The organism is Halobacteriovorax sp. RT-1-1, assembly GCF_047085455.1.
In the GTDB taxonomy this organism is placed as follows: domain Bacteria; phylum Bdellovibrionota; class Bacteriovoracia; order Bacteriovoracales; family Bacteriovoracaceae; genus Halobacteriovorax_A.
The window spans coordinates 314,005-337,324 of the sequence record NZ_JBKIXZ010000002.1 but is presented as its reverse complement, the minus strand read 5'-3'; the positions used below and the strand labels follow the sequence as shown (position 1 = coordinate 337,324).

General features: G+C 35.8%; 18 protein-coding genes. 8 read left to right on the top strand and 10 right to left on the bottom strand.

What is annotated here, in order from left to right; genetic code table 11:
* The first annotated feature begins 166 nt into the window (after positions 1–166).
* Positions 167–2,575 (top strand): leucine--tRNA ligase, encoded by a 2,409-nt coding sequence (gene leuS, locus ACMAWV_RS11945; RefSeq protein ID WP_103217900.1) that lies wholly within the window; start codon positions 167–169, stop codon positions 2,573–2,575.
* Positions 2,576–2,577: 2 nt separating this feature from the next.
* Entirely contained in the window at positions 2,578–4,062 is a 1,485-nt protein-coding gene (metG, locus tag ACMAWV_RS11940; protein WP_103217899.1) for a methionine--tRNA ligase, read from the top strand.
* A gap of 83 nt (positions 4,063–4,145) precedes the next feature.
* Here metG and ACMAWV_RS11935 read toward each other — a convergent pair whose 3' ends face one another.
* The 5 genes from ACMAWV_RS11935 to ACMAWV_RS11915 all read right to left on the bottom strand — a co-directional run bounded on the left by ACMAWV_RS11935 (position 4,146) and on the right by ACMAWV_RS11915 (position 9,762).
* Positions 4,146–5,339, bottom strand: coding sequence for a hypothetical protein (locus ACMAWV_RS11935; protein ID WP_412470323.1), 1,194 nt, complete (start codon positions 5,337–5,339; stop codon positions 4,146–4,148).
* A gap of 34 nt (positions 5,340–5,373) precedes the next feature.
* A complete protein-coding gene (locus ACMAWV_RS11930) occupies positions 5,374–5,538 on the bottom strand; it encodes a hypothetical protein (protein WP_412470324.1) in 165 nt (54 codons plus the stop codon).
* A gap of 603 nt (positions 5,539–6,141) precedes the next feature.
* Positions 6,142–6,666: a hypothetical protein gene (locus tag ACMAWV_RS11925; RefSeq protein ID WP_412463394.1), complete on the bottom strand. Its 525-nt coding sequence runs from the start codon at positions 6,664–6,666 to the stop codon at positions 6,142–6,144.
* A gap of 130 nt (positions 6,667–6,796) precedes the next feature.
* Entirely contained in the window at positions 6,797–7,975 is a 1,179-nt protein-coding gene (locus ACMAWV_RS11920) for a trypsin-like serine peptidase (protein ID WP_412470325.1), read from the bottom strand.
* 212 nt (positions 7,976–8,187) lie between these two features.
* On the bottom strand, positions 8,188–9,762 hold the full coding sequence (locus tag ACMAWV_RS11915) for a hypothetical protein (RefSeq protein ID WP_412463396.1): 1,575 nt from the start codon (positions 9,760–9,762) through the stop codon (positions 8,188–8,190).
* Positions 9,763–9,951: 189 nt separating this feature from the next.
* Between ACMAWV_RS11915 and ACMAWV_RS11910 the strand changes: the two genes are divergently transcribed.
* Positions 9,952–10,899 (top strand): hypothetical protein, encoded by a 948-nt coding sequence (locus tag ACMAWV_RS11910; protein ID WP_103217895.1) that lies wholly within the window; start codon positions 9,952–9,954, stop codon positions 10,897–10,899.
* Here ACMAWV_RS11910 and ACMAWV_RS11905 read toward each other — a convergent pair whose 3' ends face one another.
* Together ACMAWV_RS11905 and ACMAWV_RS11900 are read right to left on the bottom strand one after the other, a co-directional pair.
* Positions 10,900–15,507 (bottom strand): hypothetical protein, encoded by a 4,608-nt coding sequence (locus ACMAWV_RS11905; protein ID WP_412470326.1) that lies wholly within the window; start codon positions 15,505–15,507, stop codon positions 10,900–10,902.
* Between the two features lie 119 nt (positions 15,508–15,626).
* Positions 15,627–16,733, bottom strand: coding sequence for a BamA/TamA family outer membrane protein (locus ACMAWV_RS11900; RefSeq protein ID WP_393022253.1), 1,107 nt, complete (start codon positions 16,731–16,733; stop codon positions 15,627–15,629).
* Between the two features lie 10 nt (positions 16,734–16,743).
* Here ACMAWV_RS11900 and ACMAWV_RS11895 point away from each other — a divergent pair, with 10 nt between their 5' ends.
* Complete coding sequence (locus ACMAWV_RS11895) at positions 16,744–17,289, top strand: hypothetical protein (protein WP_412470327.1); 546 nt, start codon at positions 16,744–16,746, stop codon at positions 17,287–17,289.
* Positions 17,290–17,328: 39 nt separating this feature from the next.
* Here the strand turns inward: ACMAWV_RS11895 and ACMAWV_RS11890 are convergent, their stop codons facing one another.
* Positions 17,329–18,990, bottom strand: coding sequence for a long-chain-fatty-acid--CoA ligase (locus tag ACMAWV_RS11890; protein ID WP_103217891.1), 1,662 nt, complete (start codon positions 18,988–18,990; stop codon positions 17,329–17,331).
* 225 nt (positions 18,991–19,215) lie between these two features.
* Between ACMAWV_RS11890 and ACMAWV_RS11885 the strand changes: the two genes are divergently transcribed.
* Both ACMAWV_RS11885 and ACMAWV_RS11880 read left to right on the top strand, forming a co-directional pair.
* Positions 19,216–19,467, top strand: coding sequence for a DUF5522 domain-containing protein (locus ACMAWV_RS11885; RefSeq protein WP_103217890.1), 252 nt, complete (start codon positions 19,216–19,218; stop codon positions 19,465–19,467).
* Between the two features lie 117 nt (positions 19,468–19,584).
* On the top strand, positions 19,585–19,917 hold the full coding sequence (locus ACMAWV_RS11880; protein ID WP_103217889.1) for a hypothetical protein: 333 nt from the start codon (positions 19,585–19,587) through the stop codon (positions 19,915–19,917).
* Here ACMAWV_RS11880 and ACMAWV_RS11875 read toward each other — a convergent pair.
* Entirely contained in the window at positions 19,914–20,813 is a 900-nt protein-coding gene (locus ACMAWV_RS11875; protein ID WP_103217888.1) for a type I phosphomannose isomerase catalytic subunit, read from the bottom strand. The two genes, ACMAWV_RS11880 and ACMAWV_RS11875, sit on opposite strands and share 4 nt — an antisense overlap.
* Positions 20,814–20,912: 99 nt before the next feature.
* Between ACMAWV_RS11875 and ACMAWV_RS11870 the strand changes: the two genes are divergently transcribed.
* Complete coding sequence (locus tag ACMAWV_RS11870) at positions 20,913–21,599, top strand: LON peptidase substrate-binding domain-containing protein (RefSeq protein WP_103217887.1); 687 nt, start codon at positions 20,913–20,915, stop codon at positions 21,597–21,599.
* On the opposite strand, the gene ACMAWV_RS11865 is transcribed toward ACMAWV_RS11870, so the two are convergent.
* A complete protein-coding gene (locus tag ACMAWV_RS11865) occupies positions 21,596–22,237 on the bottom strand; it encodes a diacylglycerol/polyprenol kinase family protein (protein WP_103217886.1) in 642 nt (213 codons plus the stop codon). The genes ACMAWV_RS11870 and ACMAWV_RS11865 overlap by 4 nt on opposite strands.
* Before the next feature lie 104 nt (positions 22,238–22,341).
* Here ACMAWV_RS11865 and ACMAWV_RS11860 point away from each other — a divergent pair, with 104 nt between their 5' ends.
* Positions 22,342–23,307, top strand: a complete 966-nt coding sequence (locus ACMAWV_RS11860) for a P-loop NTPase (RefSeq protein WP_412470328.1) — start codon at positions 22,342–22,344, stop codon at positions 23,305–23,307.
* Positions 23,308–23,320: the final 13 nt, after the last annotated feature.

The following is a 23,320-nucleotide window of genomic DNA, read 5'->3' as shown; positions in this document are numbered from 1 at the left end:
AAAAAATTAATCTACTTTTAATGGCTTAAGTATAAATCCACTGACTTATTTTGGCAATTCCTTTAGCGGGGCATCCCCAAGTTAACGCGACACACATAATAGACGATCTACATTATAGGGTTTATAATTCGGCCTGATATTTTACTAGTAAATTCAGGAGCTTTTAATGCAGTACAACTTTGGTGAAATTGAACCAAAATGGCAGAAGTTTTGGGACGACAACAAAACTTTTAGAACAGACTCAACAGACAAATCAAAACCTAAATACTATGTATTGGACATGTTTCCATACCCTTCTGGAGCAGGACTTCACGTAGGTCACGTTGAAGGTTATACAGCAACAGATATTCTTGCACGTTTCAAGAGAATGAACGGACATAATGTTCTTCATCCAATGGGATGGGATTCTTTTGGGCTTCCTGCAGAAAACTATGCAATCAAAACTGGAACACACCCAAGTGTGATCACAAAAGAAAATATTGGAAATTTCACAAGACAACTAAAGGCCTGTGGATTTTCTTATGATTGGGATCGTGAGATCGCAACATCAAGTATTGACTACTATAAGTGGACTCAATGGATCTTCACTCAACTTTACAATAAAGGTTTAGCATTTGAAGACGAGATCTCTGTTAACTGGTGTCCAGAGCTAAAAACAGTTTTAGCTAACGAAGAAGTAATCGATGGTAAATCTGAAGTTGGTGGACACCCTGTAATCAGAAAGCCAATGAAGCAGTGGATGTTAAAAATCACTGAATACGCTGATCGTCTTTTAGAAGACCTTGATGATCTTGATTGGCCAGAGTCTCTTAAAGAGCTGCAAAGAAATTGGATTGGACGCTCTGAAGGTGCCCAAGTTTCTTTTTCTGTAAAAGGTGTTGATTCGAAAATTGATGTTTTCACAACTCGTCCAGATACTCTATTTGGTGCAACATATATGGTTCTAGCTCCTGAACACGACCTAGTTGCTCAAATTACGACAGATGAGAAGAAAGCTGAAGTAGAAGCTTATATTAAAGAAGCATCTCTTAAGTCAGATCTTGATCGAACAGACTTAAACAAAAATAAATCTGGTGTATTCACTGGAGCCTATGCAATCAACCCACTTAATGGAAAAGAGATTCCAGTTTGGATTGCAGACTATGTACTAATCTCGTACGGAACTGGTGCGATCATGGCCGTTCCTGCTCACGATGAAAGAGACTGGGAATTTGCTAAGAAGTACGACCTAGAAATTACTCCAGTACTTGAAGGTGGCGATGTAAATGAAGCTGCATTCACAGGTGACGGAACTCATATTAATTCAGGTTTCCTTGATGGGCTTAATAAGGCAGACGGTATCGCAAAAGCAATTGCTCACCTTGAAGCTGAAGGAATTGGAAAAAAAGAAATTAACTACAAACTTCGTGACTGGTTATTCTCTCGCCAAAGATACTGGGGGGAACCATTCCCAATTCTTAAATTTGAAGATGGAACAGTAAGATGCCTTGATGAAGATGAGCTTCCAGTTGGTCTTCCAGAAGTTGAAAAATATGAGCCATCTGGAACTGGTGAATCTCCACTTGCACGTATTGATGACTGGTTATACCTAACTGATCCAAAGACTGGAAAGAAAGCAAGACGTGAAACAAACACGATGCCTCAGTGGGCAGGTTCTTGTTGGTACTACCTACGCTTCATCGATCCACAAAACTCTGAAGTTGCATGGGATAAACAATTAGAAGAATACTGGATGCCAGTAGATTTATATGTTGGTGGTGTTGAGCACGCAGTTCTACACTTACTTTATGCTCGTTTCTGGCACAAGGTTCTTTTTGATCTAGGACTAGTTTCAACAAAAGAGCCATTCCAAAAACTTTTCAACCAAGGTCTTATCCTAGATGAGCACGGTGAGAAGATGAGTAAGTCTAAAGGAAACACTGTAAACCCAGATGATATTATCGCTGAATACGGTGCCGATGCTTTAAGACTTTATGAAATGTTTATGGGGCCACTTGAAAAAGTTAAGCCATGGCAAACGAAAGGTGTAAAAGGAGTATTTAACTTCCTAAGAAAGTCTTTCACTTTCTACGGTAACCCAGAAAATACTTACGAAGGTCAAGAAACAAACCAAGACGTTCTAAAGCACCTACATAAGACAATTAAGAAAGTTACTGAAGATGTTGAGAACCTACGTTTTAACACAGCTATCTCAGCAATGATGGTAATGAATAATGAAGTTATCAAGCTTGGCAAGGTTTCTGTTGAGACAGCTAAGGCCTTCACAAGACTTCTTTCTCCATTTGCACCACACGCTGCTGAAGAGATGTGGGCAAACCTAGGTGAGACGACTTCTTGTTCACTTGCAGCTTGGCCAGTATTTGATGCTGACCTTGCAAAAGATGACCTCATCACAATGGCCATCCAAGTAAATGGTAAGACGAGATCAACAATTGATGTTCCAGCAGATATTTCAAAAGAAGACTTTCTAGCTCAAGCGAAAGCTGATGAGAAAGTTGCGAAATTCCTAACAGGAACTATTGTAAAAGAAATCTACGTACCAGGTAGAATTTGTAATATTGTTGTAAAAGGATAATTATGAAAAATACATTTTATACGACGACTGCAATTGACTACCCTAATGGGCGTCCACATATTGGCCATGCCTATGAGAAGATCGTAACTGACTCATACGCTCGTTGGTATAAACTTCTTGGAAAAGAAGTTCACTACCTAACAGGAACTGATGAGAACGGACAAAAACTAATTGAATCAGCAAAAGCCGCTGGACTTGATACACTTGAGTTCGTAAATGCCAATGTTGAGATCTTCAAAGAACTATGTGCTAAAGCAAATATCCAATACGATGATTTCATTAGAACAACTGAAAAGCGCCATGCTGATACATGTGTTGAACTATGGAAAAACCTAGAAAGCAAAGGACTGATTTACCACGGTCACTACTCTGGTAATTACTGTCTTTCATGTGAGTCTTTTTATACAGAAGCACAAGCGCCAGATGGCAATTGTCCAGAACACCACAAGCCACTTGAACTAAAAGAAGAAGAAGGTTTCTTCTTTAAGCTAAGTGAATACCAAAACTGGATTATCGATCACCTAAAAGCAAATCCAGACTTTATCGTGCCAACTGCACGCTACAAAGAAATCCTCTCTCGCCTTGAAAATGACGATCTAAGAGACCTTGCCATCTCTCGTCCAAGCCAAGGCTGGGGTGTTCCAGTTCCAGGTCATGACAAATTTGTTATGTATACTTGGTTTGATGCCTTAATTAACTACTACTCTGCTCTTACTACAGACCAGAGAGAAAAGTTTTGGCCAGCAGATATGCACGTAATTGGAAAAGATATTCTTTGGTTCCACTCTGTAATCTGGCCATGTATGCTAAAGGCTTCTGATCTTCCTCTTCCAAAACAAGTTTACGTTCACGGAATGGTACTTGCTGAAGACGGAAAGAAAATGAGTAAGTCTCTTGGAAATGTTGTTGATCCATTTGAGATGCTTGAAAAATATCCAACGGATACTTTCCGTTACTATATGCTAAAGAATATTTCTTCTTCAGGAGATGGAAAATTCTCTGAGCAAGAGTTAGTAGATAAACACAATAGTGAACTTGCAAATGACTACGGTAACCTTCTAATGAGAGTTATCAAGCTAGGTCTTAAGAGCTTCCCAGATAAAGTTTATAACGCTGAAGGTGTAACTCAAGAGATCGATGCTCTTCCATATTTTGAGCGCGCTAAAGAGTTCATGGAAAAGCGTGAGCACAATAAAGCAATTGATGCTATTTGGGATCTAATCGTTAGCCTCAACGTTTACGTTAACGACAAAGAGCCTTGGAAGCACAAGGCTGATGAAGCAGCATTTGCTCCAATCGCTTATAACTGTTTCTACGGAATGGCCGCAGCATCTTATATGCTACAGGCCTTCCTACCAAACTGTACAAAGACTGCTCTTGAATATATTGGTTCAAGCGTAAATGGATCTGAGTTAATGGAATTTGGTAAGGCGACTTATACGCCTCAACCGCCGGAAGCACTTTTCCCTAAGGTAGAATTAAAATAACTTAAACCTGAAATTAAATAATGAAAAAACCGACTTAATGTCGGTTTTTTTGTATATCTTTGAACTTAACATAAGTATTTTACTCAGCCCTCACTTATACCCAAGAACTGACGTAGGGTCTGATCAAAATAAAATTCTCTCTGCCCCTCCGCATCCAAATCACTCTTATTTTCTTTTAGGAATCTTAATTCTCGAATACTATTTAATTCGTAGCTTTTATCCAAAACATCATCATACATTTTCATCATACAAGAATATTCAGACTCAGATGTTTCACTAGATTTTCTTTTACACCAACTTTTTATTCTATTAACTATATTTTCGTCTTTAGTACCAAATAGTTCTTGAATCTCTTTCTTAAAATAAAAATCACTCCAATAATATTCAGCACCGATATATGTTTGTTCTAATTCAACATACTCAGGTATTTTAGCAATTTCTAATTCTTCATAGCCATCTAGGACTAAAGAGCAACTTTTACATTCAACACTTTCTGAATACAACTGAATTCTGTCAAACTCGTTTGCAAAAGAAGGCTTATATGCATTACCTTTTAAGATAGCTTTATTAGAACATGCAGGACAATCAATTAACACTTCCTCAAAGATATTATCTACTTTATTACTAACTGGATTATACTTTTTTAAGCTTCTCGCATTGTTAATTTTCCCTTTAACCTTTGCTAGTATTATTTCATTTTGGTTGATATAAAAGGCTGATTGAGAATACCCCTTCCACACATCATGTAGGTCCGAATCACTTGGTATCCCCGTCAAAAGTACTTCAATTACTTTTATAGCAGAATACATGGTCGAAATATAAACCACAGGATTAACAACATTTAGAACAGAATGGACTGCATTATTTCGAATATGTTTTAACTCTGAAATATGCTTTTTAAAAATTTCATTATTTTTTGAACTATTCTCTAAAATGGTTTCTATTAGTTTTATAGATCTATCAAATGTTATAGACTTTAAGCGATCATTCAGAATATCAGACCAAGAGTCAGAAAGTTGAAATTCATCTTCACATAACAAGGTAATATATAATTTATCAGGAAGTCTCTCATATACTAATGCAAGAGACTTATTTGCAAGATATGCCTTCATTGATAGTTCAATAGCAATACAGATGTTACCTAAAATTGACTCTGAATAGTCCTTATCACCTTTTTCGGCTTCAAGAAATCTTTCCATTCCTAATTCGAAATAACTAGTAGCGGATTTACATAACTTAAATACATAACTCTCTTTATAAGCTTTAACTGAAATCATATCTCTCCATATCATCTTTTAAATCAGTAATAAGTTATTTTTTTGACTTCCATCTTAGCAAGCTTTCTAAATCATCACATAACGTATTTTCAAATTCTTCCATATTAAAAAACAAGTCTTCTCGAGTAAACTTCTTCATTTTAAGAATAGTTTTATATTCACTTAAGTCGTTAATCTCAAAACCTTCCAAATATAGCATATCCCCTCTATCACTTAGTCTTATTCTATAGACTAAATCATATTCACTTTCACAATTCTTCTTTATCAATAAATATGGGTAATGAAATCTCTCATTTTTTTTATTATTATCTCAAAATATAATTGGCTTACAAGCGACTCTTTTAATGTATTCAGAATATCATCAACGCTTCTATCCCTATGAAATAATTCACAGTTAATATCTAATAAGCAAAGTTTTAAATATCCTCGAGCCGATTTTTTAAGTTCCTTTTCAAATAGGTTTATAATGGTTTACCTCCAGTTATTAGTTCATCTATCACTAAGATCAGTGAAATTAGTAAGACTAAGCAACTTTTTTTGCTTTACACTACTAAAATAATGACATCAGCAAGTAGATGCATATCTCGCCTCAAACTCATTTCCAAAGTTATATAGATAATTTCAAAGAAAAAATGATATAAGAATCTTCTGGAGTCATCTCTTATTCACCGAAAGCCGCGCCTACGGCTAGCTTTCTTGAGTCACATTCATCTGTGCGCCAAAGCTTGCCTTTGGGCAACCTTTGAATCGCACGATGCGCATTACGGAGGCTTTTTTTATACTAGTAATGTAATCGTCCTGACTACAAGCACTCATTAACAATATCATCATCTGAATAGAACTTCGCACGTCCTACAATAGCTCTAGTATCAATAATACTTCGAATGTCATTTGTGATTTCCATAAGAGGAGAAATTTTATCATTTTCTACAGTTGCTTTAATAATAGCAAAGTTATTTAAAGCAATAGTATTTTCCACAACTTCATATGTACTTGATAAACTAGTTGTAAAGTTTGTTTGGTCTATATTGGCCGGAAATGGATATTCCGAATAGATCATGTCATAGGTCTTTGCATTCCGATCAAGAATAATCTTTACCTCGGCCACGTAGCGCTCTCCCGCGATTTCTCTTGAAAGAATTCCAGTAAACATCAAGGCCCTATGCTGGCGAGTATTATTTGTACAAGTACCTATGGCCTGAGCATAGAATGCTTCTTCAACAGAGAGGCTCTCCAGAGGATTAACATCTACACCTACAACGATGTCACTCTCTGTGCATGACGATAAAATTAAGACAAGTAAGCATAAAGTAAGAAGATTTCTCAAAATAAACCCTTAAGTAAATTAAAACTTAATTTATTGTAGGGTACATGAAATGCTATTAAAAGTATTTTTTATTGAGGCCAATAGCTATTAGTGCTAAGGCATACTTCTTTGTTCTTTAAGTCACTCGATATTAGTAACACGGTACTGTTACAACGTAGTCCCCATACTTTTGAGTTGAATACTTATTAAATTTCTGGACTCCACTATTTGGTAAATCAAATGAGTAAGAACCGCTGATAATTGACTTCCAGCTTCTGTTCTTAGCAGCTAAGTAGAAAACTCCGTTTGGACTTACTGCAAGTTCTTTTGTTTCACCTGCACCAACAGTATAGAAACCAACTGTATTCCACTCATTCTCAATATTCTTATATTTTAAAGCGACTCTCGCCTCACTACTCTTACAAGTATTTTTAACAAGGATGCGAACTAGCAGATCCTGTTCAATTTTCTTTGTTATCCACTTTTCTTCAAATTCATTATTCGTCGAAAAGCTTCCATCAAAAATTGTATTAATGATTTTTTGTCTTTCTTTAGATAGGAAACTTCCAAAGTTCATTCTAGGACTCTCACTAGTGATTACCCCATGAATAAAGAAATTATCGTATTCTGAGTTGTAGACAAAAATTGGAGAACCACTTTGTCCTTTAAAAACATCACATTCTACATTTAAAGAAAGATGGTTATAATTACTATTAGTGATATCACAACCTGTTTCATAAAATTGTTTTGCACTCGGCTTATCTCCAGGATAGCCGATTGTTAGTGTTTCACCATTTGGGAATGACTCTGTTCCCCAGTAGCCATGCGTTCCAACTCTTTGCCCTGCGTGTTGTCCATCACTGCCAGCACCAAGCTCAAGTATTGCAATATCTTCAGAAGAAGAAAAACTCTCATTATCATAAAGTTCAGGATGATAGACACGAACAACTGGATAACGTCCGCTATCAAAATTATCGACACCATCGATCCCTGGATAAAAGTATGTATTCTTAAGTAAGTTACTTGTATCAGAGAGGTATACACAGTGAGCTGCTGTAATAACAAATTTATTCTTTATAAGTGTCGCGCTACATGTTGCAGTTTTTTTAATTCCAGAGTTTCCAAGCTTCAGATCAGATCTTAACTGGCCAACTTTTCGATAGAAAGTTTTATTTAAATTATCGATCGTTGATCTTCGATCATCATTTCCGATGATGATATTACTACTACTTGCCTCGACTACTTTCTCAATAGTTGCACTGTCATTTTGACAAGAAGTCAGCCCCATTAGTAGCGCTGTCATACAAATAAGTTCTTTAGCTTTGCTCATAGTAAAACCTTTCATTAAGTTGATTAATAAATTGATCTTAGAACGAATAAGGCTAAATATCTTCTATTGTGAACATATTTCATAGGCCGTTCAGGATAAATACGGCCCAAAACAATGTATTTTTAAGCATTTAGGTAATAAAAAAGCCTCCATACGGAGGCTTTCTATTTCGTTGTTCCCCAAATTCGACCAATGCCTAAGCACTGATAAATTTAGTCGTTGTCGTATTGATTTGAGCAATTCATGTAGATTGGTAAGTGATCACTTATTACCTCTTTTAGATAGCTGTAATAAGTCTTATCAAATAACTGAGAATCGATCACGCGATCGTAGAACTCTTGCTTGCTTTCTTCGATATCAAATCTTTTAACCAGCTGACCGCTTTTAACTGTCATTTTATTTTCAATTGAACGTACATAATTACTAACAAGTGATTCAACTTTTTCACGCCCACCTGCTTTTAGGCGGTACATATCTTTTTCTCTTGTTGTTGAATAGTACATCGCATTTGAGCGAATTAGGTATCTTCTATTAATTAGACGAGAAAAATCACCTTCAATGAAGTTAAAGATTTTAGCAGCTCCATCACCTTGGCAATTTGTCGTTTCTTTAGGATCAAATAGAAAGTGGTCATAGTTACTCTTTGTCCCATGAGTGATCGTCCCATCAGAAAGACTCTTACCAACGGCCATTGAAGTTGCTCCCTCAATTCTAATTTCAAGATTATTGAAATCCTTGAAGAAGGTTTCCCAGTAATTATTTGAACTTTCTAAATTAAAGTCACCTAAAATAATATAGTCTTGCTCATAGTAAGACTTTCTTAGGTAATCAACAAATTCTGCCATTAGTCTTACTTCCGCAAAACGAGCGTATTTAAGTTGTGTTACACCTGGACCAATATCTTTATAGTCATCAACACCAAAAACATTATTCAAAATCTTCTTTTGAAGTGCTTCATCTGATGGAGCATTGTGAATGACGTGAGTTGAAAGAAGAGTGAAATCAAACTCCCCTGATTCAAATGTCGAGATAAAAGGCCTACGTGAAAAAAGACCATCAACATCACGTCCAAATGTCTTTTCATCTAAAACTGGAAGACAACCAAATTTACCATTACGGCCGTAACGATCGCTGCAGTAATCCGTCTTCTTTAGCTCAACAACACTACTTCTATAGTAGTAACCTGTTAGCTCCTTTACTGTAGCATTCTCACTTCCCTCTTGTTTACCAGATAGAACAAGTGACCAAGAAGAATCAAGTTTCTGAAGCTCTTTTAAAAGAAGAATATATCCAGGAAAATCGTATTGCTCGCGAATTAGAGCAAGTTCATTTCTTGTTGTTAGTGCATTTACATCTGCGTTAGTTGTTTCAAGCTCAGCAAGACGATTTGTATAATACTCAACAATTGCATCATTGTGTCTTTTACTAAGGCCATTATTTGAAGTTAACTCAACAGCAGCAACAACATCCCAATGATTAATTATCTCTGCCACTAACTCGTGATCTTTGTATTCAGTTTGAGTTGCACCTGGCTTAAATAAATTAAAAGCGCCAATGCGAACTTGCTTGGACTCTTTCTTAACTCTTTGACGATTATAATTTCCAACGAATTTAGAATAGATTTGATATTCAGTTTGGCACTCAACTTCACCAACGCCACCAGCGAGGAAAGTTCTTAGACGACGACAGGTTTCAATTTCAGATTCTGTTGCTCCATCGATACTTGCTACGGCCAAATTTGGCAGTAAAAAAGTAGATAAAACTAATACCTTAAATAAGTTTACCATAATACGTTCCCCAAAGTGAGGCGTCATTGTACCCAAGCGATTCTCTTAATTCAAGGATTGTTCATCTTCATAACATCCTGATTTCCTTCGTATTTTGAGGATTCTCCCCACCGACACATAGCATCTTACTAAATATTTGATCAAAATTAGCCGATATTTTAGTTAAGAAATTATCAGAAGAGGGTTTGAATGAAATTATCATCAAAAATAGTATTCCTAATGCTTACGAGCCAGTTGTCATTTGGTTCGGTATTCAGTGTATTTAAGTCAGCAGGTCACGGCCTAGATGAGCTTTTGATTAAGAGTGGAATCGCAGACCAAGAAGTGAGGTCTGTTGTTGCGAATAATATTGAATTGGCAATGAAGGATCTTTCTCACACTGGAAAGAAAGAAGACTTTAGTATGAATACCCTTAAGATGATGGTTTCCGGATCGCAGGACAAGGCCCGTTTTCAGAGAATGGAAGAAGTATTTACAAAAGATTCCGCGTCTCCAGAGGAAATCAAAAATGCTATCAATAACTTTGTCTACCTATCACAACGTTATGGGTATAACAAAAGTGGTATCCTTTCATGTGCACCTTGTGTGAACAAAAATTTATCTGATGCTGGTTTCAACTTTGTTTTATCTGAAATGAAAGATGATTATTCTCAAAGAATTTTTAAAGTGATGTCTCGTTATAGCTCACCAGTAAAAATGTCTCGTCAGATAAACTCTGCCGTAAAGACACAAAAATGGTCAAGCCGTACACCAATGTTAAATGCAACGGATGAAGAATCATTACTATATTTCTTAACTGCCGAAAAAGTAGGCTCACCAGTGCAGAAAGATCTAATCTCTGCAATTAGAGATGTTTCAGTTAGTGGTGGAAAGGTTGACCTATTTAGCAATACAAATGGACATAAGTTCTATTCGTTTCTATCAAGTGGATTCAGCGATGCAGAAATGACGGAGTTAACTCGTCTTCTTAAAGCAACTTCTGATGAAATGAAAGAGACTAAAAAAGGTACGATGGATGCATTCTTTGATGTACTTCAAAGAGAAGCTGATGAAGCGAGAACACCAGCAACTCGTCAAAAGAAGCTGGCATTAATTGAATATTTAAGAGATCCTGATACTAAGTGTTTTTCTAAATAATTAAAAAATTTCGACGCTACCAAGTGATCCATTGTCCTTTATCTTTAGAACTTTGAGAGCATTTAGGTAGCGTTGTAAGCTTCCAATATTTTCTTCTTTCATTGTATCTCTCATAACTTTATAGGCTAATCCTGAAAACTCTGGAGACTTAAATAGTCCTTCAACATCTGCACTTGCCCATAGATAGCGTGAAAGAGTGTTCTCAACTGTTCCATTTGGAGAATAAAGAATTCTATTAAGTTCACTAAATGTTTGTTCTGGAGTTAATCCATCAAAGCTTACATTATACTTATTCATGAATTTAACAGCTGCGCGGTCATTCTCTAGGTTTCTAACGATTCCAGAGATAGCCTTTTCTTTAACAGTAGCAATCATCGTTTCAACTTCAGTAACTTCCTTCTTACTCATCTTAGGAAGAGCTTCAAGAACTGAAACTTCAAGTCCACGGTAAATATCTCCTACTGTTTCGGCCATAAGAACTTTCTTCATTCCTAAAGTTTCACGTGCTGAGCGACGAGCAACTTCTGAAATAAGTCTTGCACGAGCAGTAAAGATCTTTCTCATAAGAACACCCTCTCCTACTGCTGAAATCACAGGTAGTCTTTTTCCAAAGAATCCACCAGTGTGAGGAGCACCTTGAATTAGCATGTATGGAAAGTCTCTCTTTCTAAGAGGAATCTTTACAAAAATCTCAGTTAGAGTATCAGCATTCTTTGCAATATAATCAGCAAGCTCTGCTTCAGGAAGTCTTTGTAATTCATCATAAATCTTTAAGAATTGGCGACGATTCTTAGCAAGGTTTGCAGTGTTTTCATTCCAAGCGCGAACGATCCAATTTGTCCCTCTCATGTAGTGACCTTGGTCTGCTTTTCTCACTCTTAGCTTAGAGCGAGCTGCCTTAGAAGAGTTACTGAAAGTTGTAGAGTTAAGTCTCTTCACATAACTTCCCATATAGTGTCTAAGCTCTAATGGACTTCCATTAAATAGCTTTGAAACTGTACTTCCAAGTGCTTCATCTACTTGAGAGTAATTTAAATTAACAGCAACATCACTAGTATAACGGTAGATTCCACCATGTGAACGAGTAATTGCTTCTTCAACACTTGCAACAATATTCTTAATTGCTTTGTTATAGCTTGCTTGAGAAAGCTTCCCAGCAGTGTAATTAGCTTCAATACGGTCCATTTTTTTAAGAGTTTTCTCGACAAATTCTTCATCAAGATCAAGATTTCTTAGATTTTGAGCAATATCATCCATCGACTTTGATGAAAGCATTTTCTTAAATACATCACTATATTTCTTAAGACCAAGAACTAGCTTTGCAAATTCAACCTCAGACTCATTTACGATAACCGAAGCATCTTTACCAGACTGCTTTAAGGCTTCTTTAATACCAAGTTGAGAGCGATTCTTAACAATTGCTTTTAGAGATTCTTTAAAGATCTTAGAACCAACTGAAACACTTCTAGTAAGAATTGAGATCATTGAAATCGTTCCAATGACTTCAAATGCTACGGCCATCCATCCTTTTGCTACGTTTTCAGTTGAGTTTGAATCTGTGTAACCAAGCTCGGCCATCTCACCTACGTATTCCTCACTTCTATCGGCACGAAATTTTACTTTTGTTTCTAAGCGAATGGCATTTGCTTGCATACCAAATCCAACTGCACCAGCACTTGCAATAGCAAGACCGCATAGGCCACCAGTTACAAGTGTACATGAACCTGCAGCAAGTACGGCACCCATACCTAAAAGGAAGCCAAATACACCATTAAACATTGCCCACTTCTCGTCGCTATTCCAGTCATCCATTCTATCCATTAACTCTTTAGGTACAGCTGGGATACCTAGTAGTTGATTTAGTTGATCTTGGATCTTAACTGTTGCATAAAAGTTTTCTTTTAAACTATCGATATCATCTTCATCGATCTGACAGAATTTATTAAGCTTCTTATAAGTATCTTGCTGACGCTTAAGTGCAGATCTTTTTAAGATTTCTTTGTATACAGGAGTCTTAAGATCCATATTTAACTTTAGAAAGTTATGTACTAATTCATAGTCATCGAAGATATCAATACTATCTGGACGAGAATCAAAAATTGCTGATCTTTCTTTGTGTGACTTAGCAGCTAAGATTTCTTTAAAGAATGCTACTTTCTCTACATCTTCTTCTTGTAAGCGCTCGTTGATATCTTCAGTTGTTTGATATAGAAGACGGCCATCAATTGTCTCATTGGAAGCATCTTCAATTTGATTACGATCGAGAGTTACTTTATTTGATAAAGAGTCAATTAACTCAAATGCTTTTTTTCCAGAGTTAAGTTCAGCAGTCATGATCTGAGTCGTGTCTTTATTGAACTCATCAAAGATTGTGTTCCAAAGTCTCGCATATTCATCTTTCTTTAACTCATTCGTTAGAAAGTTAGGTTTGATGCTACGGTTTACTTTAAGAATTTCAGCTGCCTCTTCAAGGTTTTCAAGATAAGCCTTCATATTATTATTAAAACATTTATAGCTATAATCTACTCTCATTCCACGAGAAGTTTTCTTATATGTCTTAACCTGCCCATCTCTGATATTTTGCAGCTCTTCACGAGCAACTAAGTATCCTAATCGTACCTTTGCAAGAGGATTAAGGGCCTGCATTTGGTCAAGTAAGTAATCATATTCATTTGTTACAAGCTCAGAAAATACTTTTGGACCAGTTCTTAGGTAATCAAATACTTTAGCAAGAGTAACATAACTCTCTTTAACTTTTGATTGATCAAGGCGTGCAACAGGAATGAATTTTCCATCAATCTTTAAAGAGTCAATATAGCTTACAACTCTCTTTAGAACATTATCTTTTCTTGAAAGTCCCTTACAAATTTGAGCTGGATTTCTGTAACAAAAACCAAAAAGCATTGTATTGTGACGAGAACCAACCTTAAACTCTTGTGAATCTTGAAGCTCAAGAGCTTTATGATAAAGAGTATTTAGTCCCCAGTTACGGTATGACTCTTGAGAATAGAGAGAAGGAAACTCAATTACAACTTTATTGTTCTTTAATTCATTTTTAATTGAATCACTAATAATATCTTCTAAATTCTCAGTTCTAGCTTGTGCCATTTTAGAAGCCAGGTATGGTGAAGCATTAATTGCTGAAGGATAAATATTTTCAACATACTTCTGGTCACCTTCGTAAATATCAACTTCAATAGTCTTCGATTCTGGAACAACACCAATAATATCATTGATAAGGCCAATATCTTTTGTTGTTACTTGCTTAGAAGTTTGCGTTCTTGTACCTCTTTTATAAGAGTAGATATTTTTCTTATAGGCTTGAGCGATCTCACCCATCTTCATATCAACAAACTTATTGTATGCATTAACTTCATCAAAACCTGCTTTCAAATATTTTTGATAGAAGTTTGTAGCTTCTTTTCCCTTTGCCGCTCTTAGAAAATTTTCAACAGTAGTTGAAGCAACCATTGTTTCAGCTAAAGGATTAAGTTGCTCAGCCTCTCTAACGCTCATAAGCTCAAGGTTAGATTCATCATATGAAAGGCCAGAGTTATTAATAAGGTTATCTAGGTAAGTTTTTGCAACTGATTCATCAACTTTTAGTTCTAAAAGTTGTGGCCATGAACCATTAACTTCACTACGACAGCTCTTAGGAATCACGATCTTATCTTCTTTAGATTCGATCATTAGGTCGTAGTTTTTAATTTGAGTTGCCATCATTTGAATCGTTAGAATTCTTAAAGCACGTAGATAACTCTTTGCACTTGGAGATTCATTGACTGTTACAACATCTCTTTTAGAATTTAAAAATGAATTAAGCTTTAGTTCAACATCACTTCCATCAATATTTACAGTGAAGAAAATCTTATCTTTCATTTCACCGTGAACAAGAAAATTATAAAGCTCAGTTTCTTCTTCAATAAAGTCAGTCGTTAACTTTGGAAGAATTTGATCCATTTTGATTTCAGACACATTTCTAAAAGGAGAAAGGATAACCTTAATATCATATAGGCCCTTAACAACTGAATCATTATAAGCAAGTAGAAGCTGCTCTTTATCAGCATAAGCTTCATTTGTGTTATTAATAATGTCTTCGATCTTTGTCTTAAGTGACTTCGCTCTTGTGAAGTAATTTAATGCTTGCTTAGAGTAAGTATCGATTTTTCTATTTTGAGTACGATTTAGTTTTGCATCAACTTCAACTTCAGCAAGAACAGAAGCAATGCTTGAAAAAAGGTTTTCTCCACGAGAAGTTTTCTTTGCTTCTTGTGCTCTTTGCTCATCTTGATAATCTTTTACACCACAAGAATTCTTCTTGATTGAATCAAGAAAAGTAATAAATTCAGTTTGAAACTCAGCTTCACCTTCTGATTCTTGAGCACTTTGTGCTTGAAAGCCTTGTGCAATTTGACCAAGCTCTTCTTCAGAAAGATCACTTGAAACATTTCCACGAAGATTCTTTTTAATTTCACTAAGCTCTGAAAGAACTTCCTCTAGGTCATAAACACTTGCAACAGATCGAGCATTTTCGATCGTCTGAGCAAACGCCATTTGGAATGAACAAAGAGAAATAATAATGAATGAGATTAGCTTTTTTAGTTTCATGCCCTATATAGTGCAATCACAGTGCCAACTAACTGGGACAAAAGATCAATAATTTTGGCTACTTACAGTATTACATGGTGTCTAAAAAATGAACATAGTGTCTACTTCATGTGATTCGATCAGATCGCCTCATTTAAGGCAAAATACATTGTAAATTCTTTTTCTCGGCCATAGGCGATGTCGACTCTCGAGTTGAGATTTTGCTTAGGTAGAATTTTGTAACGAATTCCTGTCCCAATATGTGTTAGTGGATCGGCTTCAAATAAGTCTGATGGAATCTGGTTTCCAACTCTTGACTCTCCTCCAAATGTAAAACCAACTCCGGCAAATCCAGCTAGACCAAACTTTCCATCCATAATCGATTGGAAGTAGTGCTTATACTCACCTTCAAAGCGTATCATATTAGCACCTTCATACACTTTTCCAGTGTAACCTCGCGGTCCTCGTGAACCATAGTTATAATTATAATTAGGATTTGTGTCACCTAGATTAAAGCTTGAATCAAATAGCCATGAAAACAAATGATTCGTATTTTCTGCCAGAGAAATATAATGCGAGAAAGTTGCCTCTAGCGTAGTGATATTATCATCTCCTCCAAGATTTTCTCGATAGAAATTCGTTCGTGTATTTAAGTAAAAGCCTTTAGTTGGAGAAAATGTATTATCTCTCGTATCATAGAATAAATTAAATTTAAGACCTGTATTTGTTGCATAATTCTCAGGATTTATATCGGCCTTAAAAATAACCTCATTCCAGATGATCCCACCACCAATAAAGAGATCACCCCACACTCGATAGTTAACATTAACAATAACAGCACGAATCTTATTAGATGTATCAAGGAATCGCTCAAGTTCAGCTTGAAACATCTGACTTAATATATTTCCTTCAAGATAACCACCTGTGATACGCCACTTATCTTCACCGAGATGAAGCTTCGTTCCAATGGCCCCCATTGCGGTTCCATTTGTCGTAATCTTTCCATAAGCACCTATAATAGAAGGTGGCACAGTCTTTGTACTATTCTTATACTTTCCGCTATTTGCATCAAAGAGATACATCCCAATAAGATCGAGTCCTAGTTTAGTGCTTGGCATATAAGAAGGACCTGGAACAATGACGAATTGTCCCTCATCGAGGCCTGTTGAGGCCTTAACGTCACGTTGCACTTTTTGGGCAAAAGTCATAGAATGAAAAAGAATTAACGCTAATAACAAAAATCTCATTGAGGAGCCTATGTTTAAGATATTTTTTCTTTTCTTTTTATCATTCTCCTTTTCTTTTGCAAATAATATTAGTTTCCACGAAGAGATCTTCCCAAGTGTAGAAGACCTGAAGAAGACCAGTATTACTGATACGATTAGTGAGAATCCCATAAATACTACGATTCAAATAGCTTATGATAAAAATGGTAAAAAGCTTGGATTTATTAGAGAAGTAAATACGACGACAGGATGTAATAGTGCATGTCTACCTGTGATCTTTACACTCTATTACAACACGAAGTATGAATTTCTAAAGCTGAAATCTAAGGCAGGATTAACTAAAAAGTTTCACAAACCAATGACTGTCGATGATATCAATCGCCTACACCTACTTATTGGAATCAATCCTGAAGTATTTAAAAAAGTAAAACATCCAACTGATATGACGGATGCATTAACAGGAGCGACAAAGCCAGAATTTGTTGATGCTGTTGTGAAGGAAGCTGCTTATTCGACGTTGAGAATTAATACTTATAATCAAGATACAATCAGACAATTAAAAAGTTTAAAGTTATAAAAAAGGGAGCTGATTAGCTCCCTTTTTATTTTAATGAGGTTATTGTCCTCTTAGATCTTTTCTTAGAATCTTCCCAACATTTGACTTAGGAAGCTCAGTTCTAAATTCAATAATCTTTGGTCTCTTATAAGCAGTTAGGTTTTCTTTACAGAATGCTAGAAGCTCATCTTCAGTTAGAGACTGATCATTTTTTACGACAAATAGTTTTACGATCTCACCTGATTTTTCATGTGGTACACCAACTGCAGCACATTCAAAAACTTTAGGATGAGTAACTACGATTTCTTCAATTTCATTTGGATAAACATTAAATCCTGAAACAAGAATCATATCTTTCTTACGGTCAACAATTTTGAAGAAACCTTCTTCATCCATCACACCAATATCACCAGATTTAAAATAACCATCAGGAGTCATTACTTTTGCCGTCTCTTCAGGACGTCCCCAGTAACCCTTCATAACTTGTGGACCTTTAATACAGATCTCACCTACCTCACCAGCGTTCAGAGTATTTCCATCATCATCTTTGATACATACATCAGTTGATGAAACAGGGATACCAATCATTCCATTGTAGTCTTTAAGATCCATTGGGTTGATACAAGCAGCTGGAGATGTTTCAGTTAATCCATAGGCTTCAATTAATGGAGTTTTTGTTACCTCTTTCCATCTTTCAGCAACAGCACGTTGTACGGCCATTCCACCACCAAGAGTTAATTTTAGCTTTGAAAAATCAACTGATTTAAAGTCTTCATTATTTAAAAGACCGTTAAATAGCGTGTTTACACCAGTAAATGCTGTAAATTTCCACTTCTTCAGTTCTTTTACAAATCCTGGAATATCTCTAGGGTTAGTAATTAGAACGTTTAGTGCTCCAATTTTAGAGAACGTAAAACAGTTCGCTGTAAGTGAGAAGATATGATAAAGCGGAAGAGGAGTAATGATAATTTCTTCACCTTCTTTTACAACTGGTGAAATCCACTCGCCTGCCTGCAGTAGGTTTGCAACGATGTTACGGTGGATAAGTTCTGCACCTTTAGAAACACCTGTTGTCCCACCTGTATACTGTAGGAAAGCAAGATCAGAACTATTAATTTCTGGCTTTTTAAATTTTGACTCATCACCTTTATCAAGTGCCTCAAGAAATGACTTAGCGCCAGGAAGATCCCATGAAGGAACCATCTTCTTAACATGCTTAATAACAAAGTTTACAAGTAGTGACTTTGGAAATTTAAGCATATCACCAATTTGAGTCACAAGTACGTGCTCAATTGGCGTATTCTTTACAACTTCAGCAAGAACAGAAGCTGAGTTTTCAAAAATGATAATTACTTTTGATTGTGAATCCGTTAATTGGTGCTCAAGTTCTCTAGCAGTATAAAGAGGGTTTACGTTTACACAAACCATACCTGCACGAAGAATACCAAAAAGAGCAACAGGGTATTGAAGAATATTAGGCATCATAATAGCGACACGGTCACCTTTTTTAAGCCCAAGATCATTTTGAAGATAAGAAGCAAATTTCTTTGAAAGATGATCAATCTCTTTATAAGTTAGAGTCTTTCCCATGCAATGGAAAGATGGCTTATTAGCAAATTTAGTAAAACTCTCATCTAATAATGCTGGAATTGAAGGATATAATTCAGGATTAATTTCTTCAGCAACACCATTTTGGTAGTGCTTAAGCCAAGGTTTAGTCACAGGACAGCTCCATTTGTTACTATTAATAAATTTAGTCTAGATTTTATTGTATTTTAATTTTTAGCTACTTACAATACGGAATCTAAATACGTGTTGCATTATAGTGATCAAATTTGAAAATTTCCTTGATGTAATAAATTTTATTAGATATAAGAGTGACCGTTTTGCAAAACACCACACACACTTTAGGCCCCCTGAATTAGGGGCCTTACTTTTTTAGAGCCTATGACAAACTCTCACGACGATTCCAAAAAAGATTTCTATATTAATGAAGACGGTAATACTGTTTTTACAAAAGAATTCCACTTACGTCGTGGCTACTGCTGTGAAAGTGGCTGTCTTCATTGCCCTTTTGGCTTTAACGAAAAAGCTGATGATGACTCGAGCAATATTCCTCTAGAACTTAGAAAGCAAGATTTGAATGAAGAGGTATCTGACGAGGACTTAGCAGAGTATTACCTTAAGGATTTTGAATAAGTTTTAGACAGTTGCAAAATCATTTTACCTTCTTAGGACACCTAACATACTGATATCACAAATAATTACTTGGCATCATTCCTGCTCTTAATAGATTGTCTAAATCTTGGAGGGAATATGAAACTACTTAGCCTAATTACACTTTCACTAGTCTTTACGGCCTCTGCTCACGCGGCAGTCAACTTTAAGTGTTCTACTATGCGCAAGAATATTGAATTCAATCTAAAGGGAAATCAGATTCAAGTAGAAGGTCGTACTCCTGCACAGGCCCTAATCGGACGCACTCACAAAGTTGGAAATTCTGTAACAAAGCACTACCAACTTGCTGGCCAGAAATATCAAATTCATTTTGATGATGTAACGAACTCAAATGAGATGAATACTTATATTTCTATTCGTACAAAGAATGGGCACGAAGTAACTTACCCACTGAGCTGTAATAATATCTAAACTTGTTTTACAACTAAAACCTTAGAGTCCGTTGTTGCCTTCAAGATAGCGGACTCAATATCCTTAACTACCGCAGACCCATACTCTTTAATTTCAGTATCATCAATTTCACAAGTACCCTCTAAAACGACAATTGAACTTATACCATTTAACGACAGAACACTCTCATCTCCTGCTCCTAGAACTTTCACTCTAGCATTAAAATAGTTATTGCTTGTTAGTAGTCCACTCTTATCAAGATTCTTATATTGAAAATATTCCGCGACATTAGCGTTTGGATTAAAATTAATAACATCCATGGCCTTCTTCACATGAAGTTCTCGAGGCTTACCATCAAGACCCATACGGTTCCAATCCCAAACACGATAAGTAACGCCCGAGTTCTGTTGAACTTCGACAAGAGTTACTCCTTCACCAATGGCATGGATTGATCCAGCAGGAATATTAAAGAAATCACCTTTTTGAACATTTATGAAATTGAGGAGATCATTTACATTTTCTCCACTTTCGATGGCCTCTTGTAGTCTTTCTTTTGTGACACCTTCTTTAAGACCAAGATAAATCCCTGCATCTTCTTCGGCGTCTAAAATATACCAACATTCATCTTTTCCAAGCGCATCTTCATGAATATGAGCGTACTCATTATCAGGGTGAACTTGTATCGATAAATTTTGGCTTGTATCGATAAATTTAATTAAATAAGTTAATACTTTTCCTTCAAGAACTTCTTCAAGGCTTTGGCCATTCTCACAAAGAGATAGGCCATTTTCTAAAGTTGAAACTTCCCATGTTTCGCCCAGTGGACCTTCAAATATCCCCTCAGGGTCTTTATATTTTTTTAACTTTTCACCACCCCAAACAGTGGTAACTAAATGTGGAATTTGCTTTAGAATCATTAGTATATGCTATCGTACTTTACAGCATGAGCAAAGAAGATTTACCAATATTAATAAGGTTTAATAAGCTTCAAGAGCCTATAAAAGCTATGATAAAGCATGACTTTAAACTTTCCAGAACGAATTGAAATTCCTGTTATCACTCTTCCCAATATAGTATTTTTCCCGGGAACATCTCTTCCTTTATATGTCGTTGATGACATTTTTCAAGATATTTTTGAAGAAGCTACTTGTGCAGGAAATCCCGTTGGTATTTCATTGGCAATGGAAAAAGATTTCGAAACATACTTTGCTTATCCATGTGAAGTTTTTGGAATGGGACAGCCTCTTATGATTGAGAGAGTCGATGGGAACACTTTGAAAGTACTCGTTCGCTGTATTGGCAAATGCCAAGTCAATTACCCTACTCAATCAAATCCATATCCAATGTATAATGTGACTATTTTAAAGGATGATGAATGTGTGATGAGTAATATTGATGAATTTTATCGTCTTGAAAGCATCCTTTATAACTGGTTAGAAACAAATATTCCCAACGATCAGGATCGCGACTATTTTATCGAAACACTTAACAAGCCAGATCAAATTATTAACTACGTGGCAACCTTTATCATCAAGAGTCGTCAAATTAGACAGCTTCTCTTAGAACAAAATAATATCAATGATAAAATCAAGATTTTAAATTCTTTGATTACTGATGAGCACATCTATCACGAGGACCCAATCGTGGCCCAAGCTTTTGAAGAGTTTGTTAGTGAAAAGCTACAGCTTAAGCAGGCCAATTAAACAAGGGCCACTAATATATTGATTAAGGCCATCGCGCATGCGCTAAAGAATGAAAGTGTAAAATTATCATCAATCTTAGTTGATAACAATTCAACAAAAGCTGTCGCAATTGCAGTAAAAAAAGCAAAGATTACAATTTTCAGACTCAGCGGAAAATACAATAGGCCATAGAATGCAACAATCAAAAATGTTGTCAGGAAACACGCATAAGACCCTTCAAAAGTACGATCCTGCATAACCTTTCTCTTCCCATAACGAATTCCAACAAATGAAGATGCCGGATCAGCTAATGAAAGAATCAGAGTTGCTAAAAGTGCAATTTGTTCATCAAAGAGAAAGAATGAAAGCCCGATCCCCAAAAGAAAAAGAGGAGTTCCTGTAAATCCATTAACCTCAGTATCTCTTAAGATTCCTCGGCAAGAGTTAACGAATACCTGATTAATTCCATCAAATTTCAATCGAAGAATTTCAATTAAAGTAAACACGGCACTTGCACTAAGAACAATAATTGAAAACCTATATGAATCTAGATTTGAAATTAGATAAATTGAGGCAATTCCCAATCCTGCAAAAATATGAACTAACTTTCGTAATAAGTGCGGCTCAAACTTACTTGGGAATCTATAAATACTTTCCATTACAACAATATATAATTTTAGAAAAATAAAATAAAGACCTTTTCGAGGCTTTTTAATTTTGGCTATAATGATGGAAAGTTAAGCAAGTAATACAAGGACGTATTTTGAATAATAGTACAAATTCACATTTAGCAGATGCTGGTCAATATCTAGGTGCATCAAATAATGGCAAGAAAATCTGGGCCATTGGTGGCGGAAAAGGTGGCGTAGGTAAAAGTCTTGTTACGTCAAACTTGTCAATTTGCCTTGCCCTTATGGGAATGAAGGTAATTGCCATTGATATGGATCTTGGAGGTGCTAACCTTCACACATGTCTTGGCGTAAATGTTCCATCAAAAACTTTAAGTGATTATTTCACAAAACCAAATACAAAACTTTCTGATCTTATTACTCCTACTCCACTTAAGAATTTAAGTTTAATTAGTGGTGCTCAAGATAATCTAGGAATGGCCAATTTAAAAGCCGCTCATAAATCAAAAGTTTTAAATGATCTTCGTGAACTTGATGCCGACTATATACTTCTGGATCTTGGTGCGGGAACAACTAATAATACTTTGGACTTCTTCCTAGGAGCTGACCAAGGAATCTTAGTAACTCTTCCAGAGCCAACATCAATTGAAAACACTTATCGTTTTATCAAGTCAATATATCATCGCAAGCTGCAATCAGTTGATGACTTCCTAGAGCTTGGACCACTTATTGATAAAGTTCTTAATGGAAAAGTCGGTGAAAACCGCACTCCATCTGAAATTATTGAAAAGGCCATGCAAATAAATGAATCTCAAGGTCTAAAACTAAAAAGAGAAATTGAAGCAATTACTCCGAAACTAGTTATTAACCAGGCCCGAACTCAAGCTGATATCGATATTGGTTTTGCCATGAGAATTATTTCTAAGAAATACTTTGGCATTAACTTAGATTACGTTGGCTTTCTTGAGTACGATGCAACAGTTTGGCAAAGTGTGAAGAAGAAGAGACCTCTTATTCTTGAGTTTCCTAATTCTGCACTAGTAAAGAATTTTGAGCACGTAATCAACAGAATCTTAAATCTAACGAAGAAAATTGTTTAATATATTAATGAGG

What these genes read in the sequence shown, in the direction of transcription:
- leuS (WP_103217900.1), top strand. Translation starts at nt 167, where the DNA reads ATGCAGTACAACTTTGGTGAAATTGAACCAAAATGGCAGAAGTTTTGG.
- metG (WP_103217899.1), top strand. Translation starts at nt 2,578, where the DNA reads ATGAAAAATACATTTTATACGACGACTGCAATTGACTACCCTAATGGG.
- ACMAWV_RS11935 (WP_412470323.1), bottom strand. Translation starts at nt 5,339, where the DNA reads ATGATTTCAGTTAAAGCTTATAAAGAGAGTTATGTATTTAAGTTATGT.
- ACMAWV_RS11930 (WP_412470324.1), bottom strand. Translation starts at nt 5,538, where the DNA reads ATGCTATATTTGGAAGGTTTTGAGATTAACGACTTAAGTGAATATAAA.
- ACMAWV_RS11920 (WP_412470325.1), bottom strand. Translation starts at nt 7,975, where the DNA reads ATGAGCAAAGCTAAAGAACTTATTTGTATGACAGCGCTACTAATGGGG.
- ACMAWV_RS11915 (WP_412463396.1), bottom strand. Translation starts at nt 9,762, where the DNA reads ATGGTAAACTTATTTAAGGTATTAGTTTTATCTACTTTTTTACTGCCA.
- ACMAWV_RS11910 (WP_103217895.1), top strand. Translation starts at nt 9,952, where the DNA reads ATGAAATTATCATCAAAAATAGTATTCCTAATGCTTACGAGCCAGTTG.
- ACMAWV_RS11905 (WP_412470326.1), bottom strand. Translation starts at nt 15,507, where the DNA reads ATGAAACTAAAAAAGCTAATCTCATTCATTATTATTTCTCTTTGTTCA.
- ACMAWV_RS11900 (WP_393022253.1), bottom strand. Translation starts at nt 16,733, where the DNA reads ATGAGATTTTTGTTATTAGCGTTAATTCTTTTTCATTCTATGACTTTT.
- ACMAWV_RS11895 (WP_412470327.1), top strand. Translation starts at nt 16,744, where the DNA reads ATGTTTAAGATATTTTTTCTTTTCTTTTTATCATTCTCCTTTTCTTTT.
- ACMAWV_RS11885 (WP_103217890.1), top strand. Translation starts at nt 19,216, where the DNA reads ATGACAAACTCTCACGACGATTCCAAAAAAGATTTCTATATTAATGAA.
- ACMAWV_RS11880 (WP_103217889.1), top strand. Translation starts at nt 19,585, where the DNA reads ATGAAACTACTTAGCCTAATTACACTTTCACTAGTCTTTACGGCCTCT.
- ACMAWV_RS11875 (WP_103217888.1), bottom strand. Translation starts at nt 20,813, where the DNA reads ATGATTCTAAAGCAAATTCCACATTTAGTTACCACTGTTTGGGGTGGT.
- ACMAWV_RS11870 (WP_103217887.1), top strand. Translation starts at nt 20,913, where the DNA reads ATGACTTTAAACTTTCCAGAACGAATTGAAATTCCTGTTATCACTCTT.
- ACMAWV_RS11865 (WP_103217886.1), bottom strand. Translation starts at nt 22,237, where the DNA reads ATGGAAAGTATTTATAGATTCCCAAGTAAGTTTGAGCCGCACTTATTA.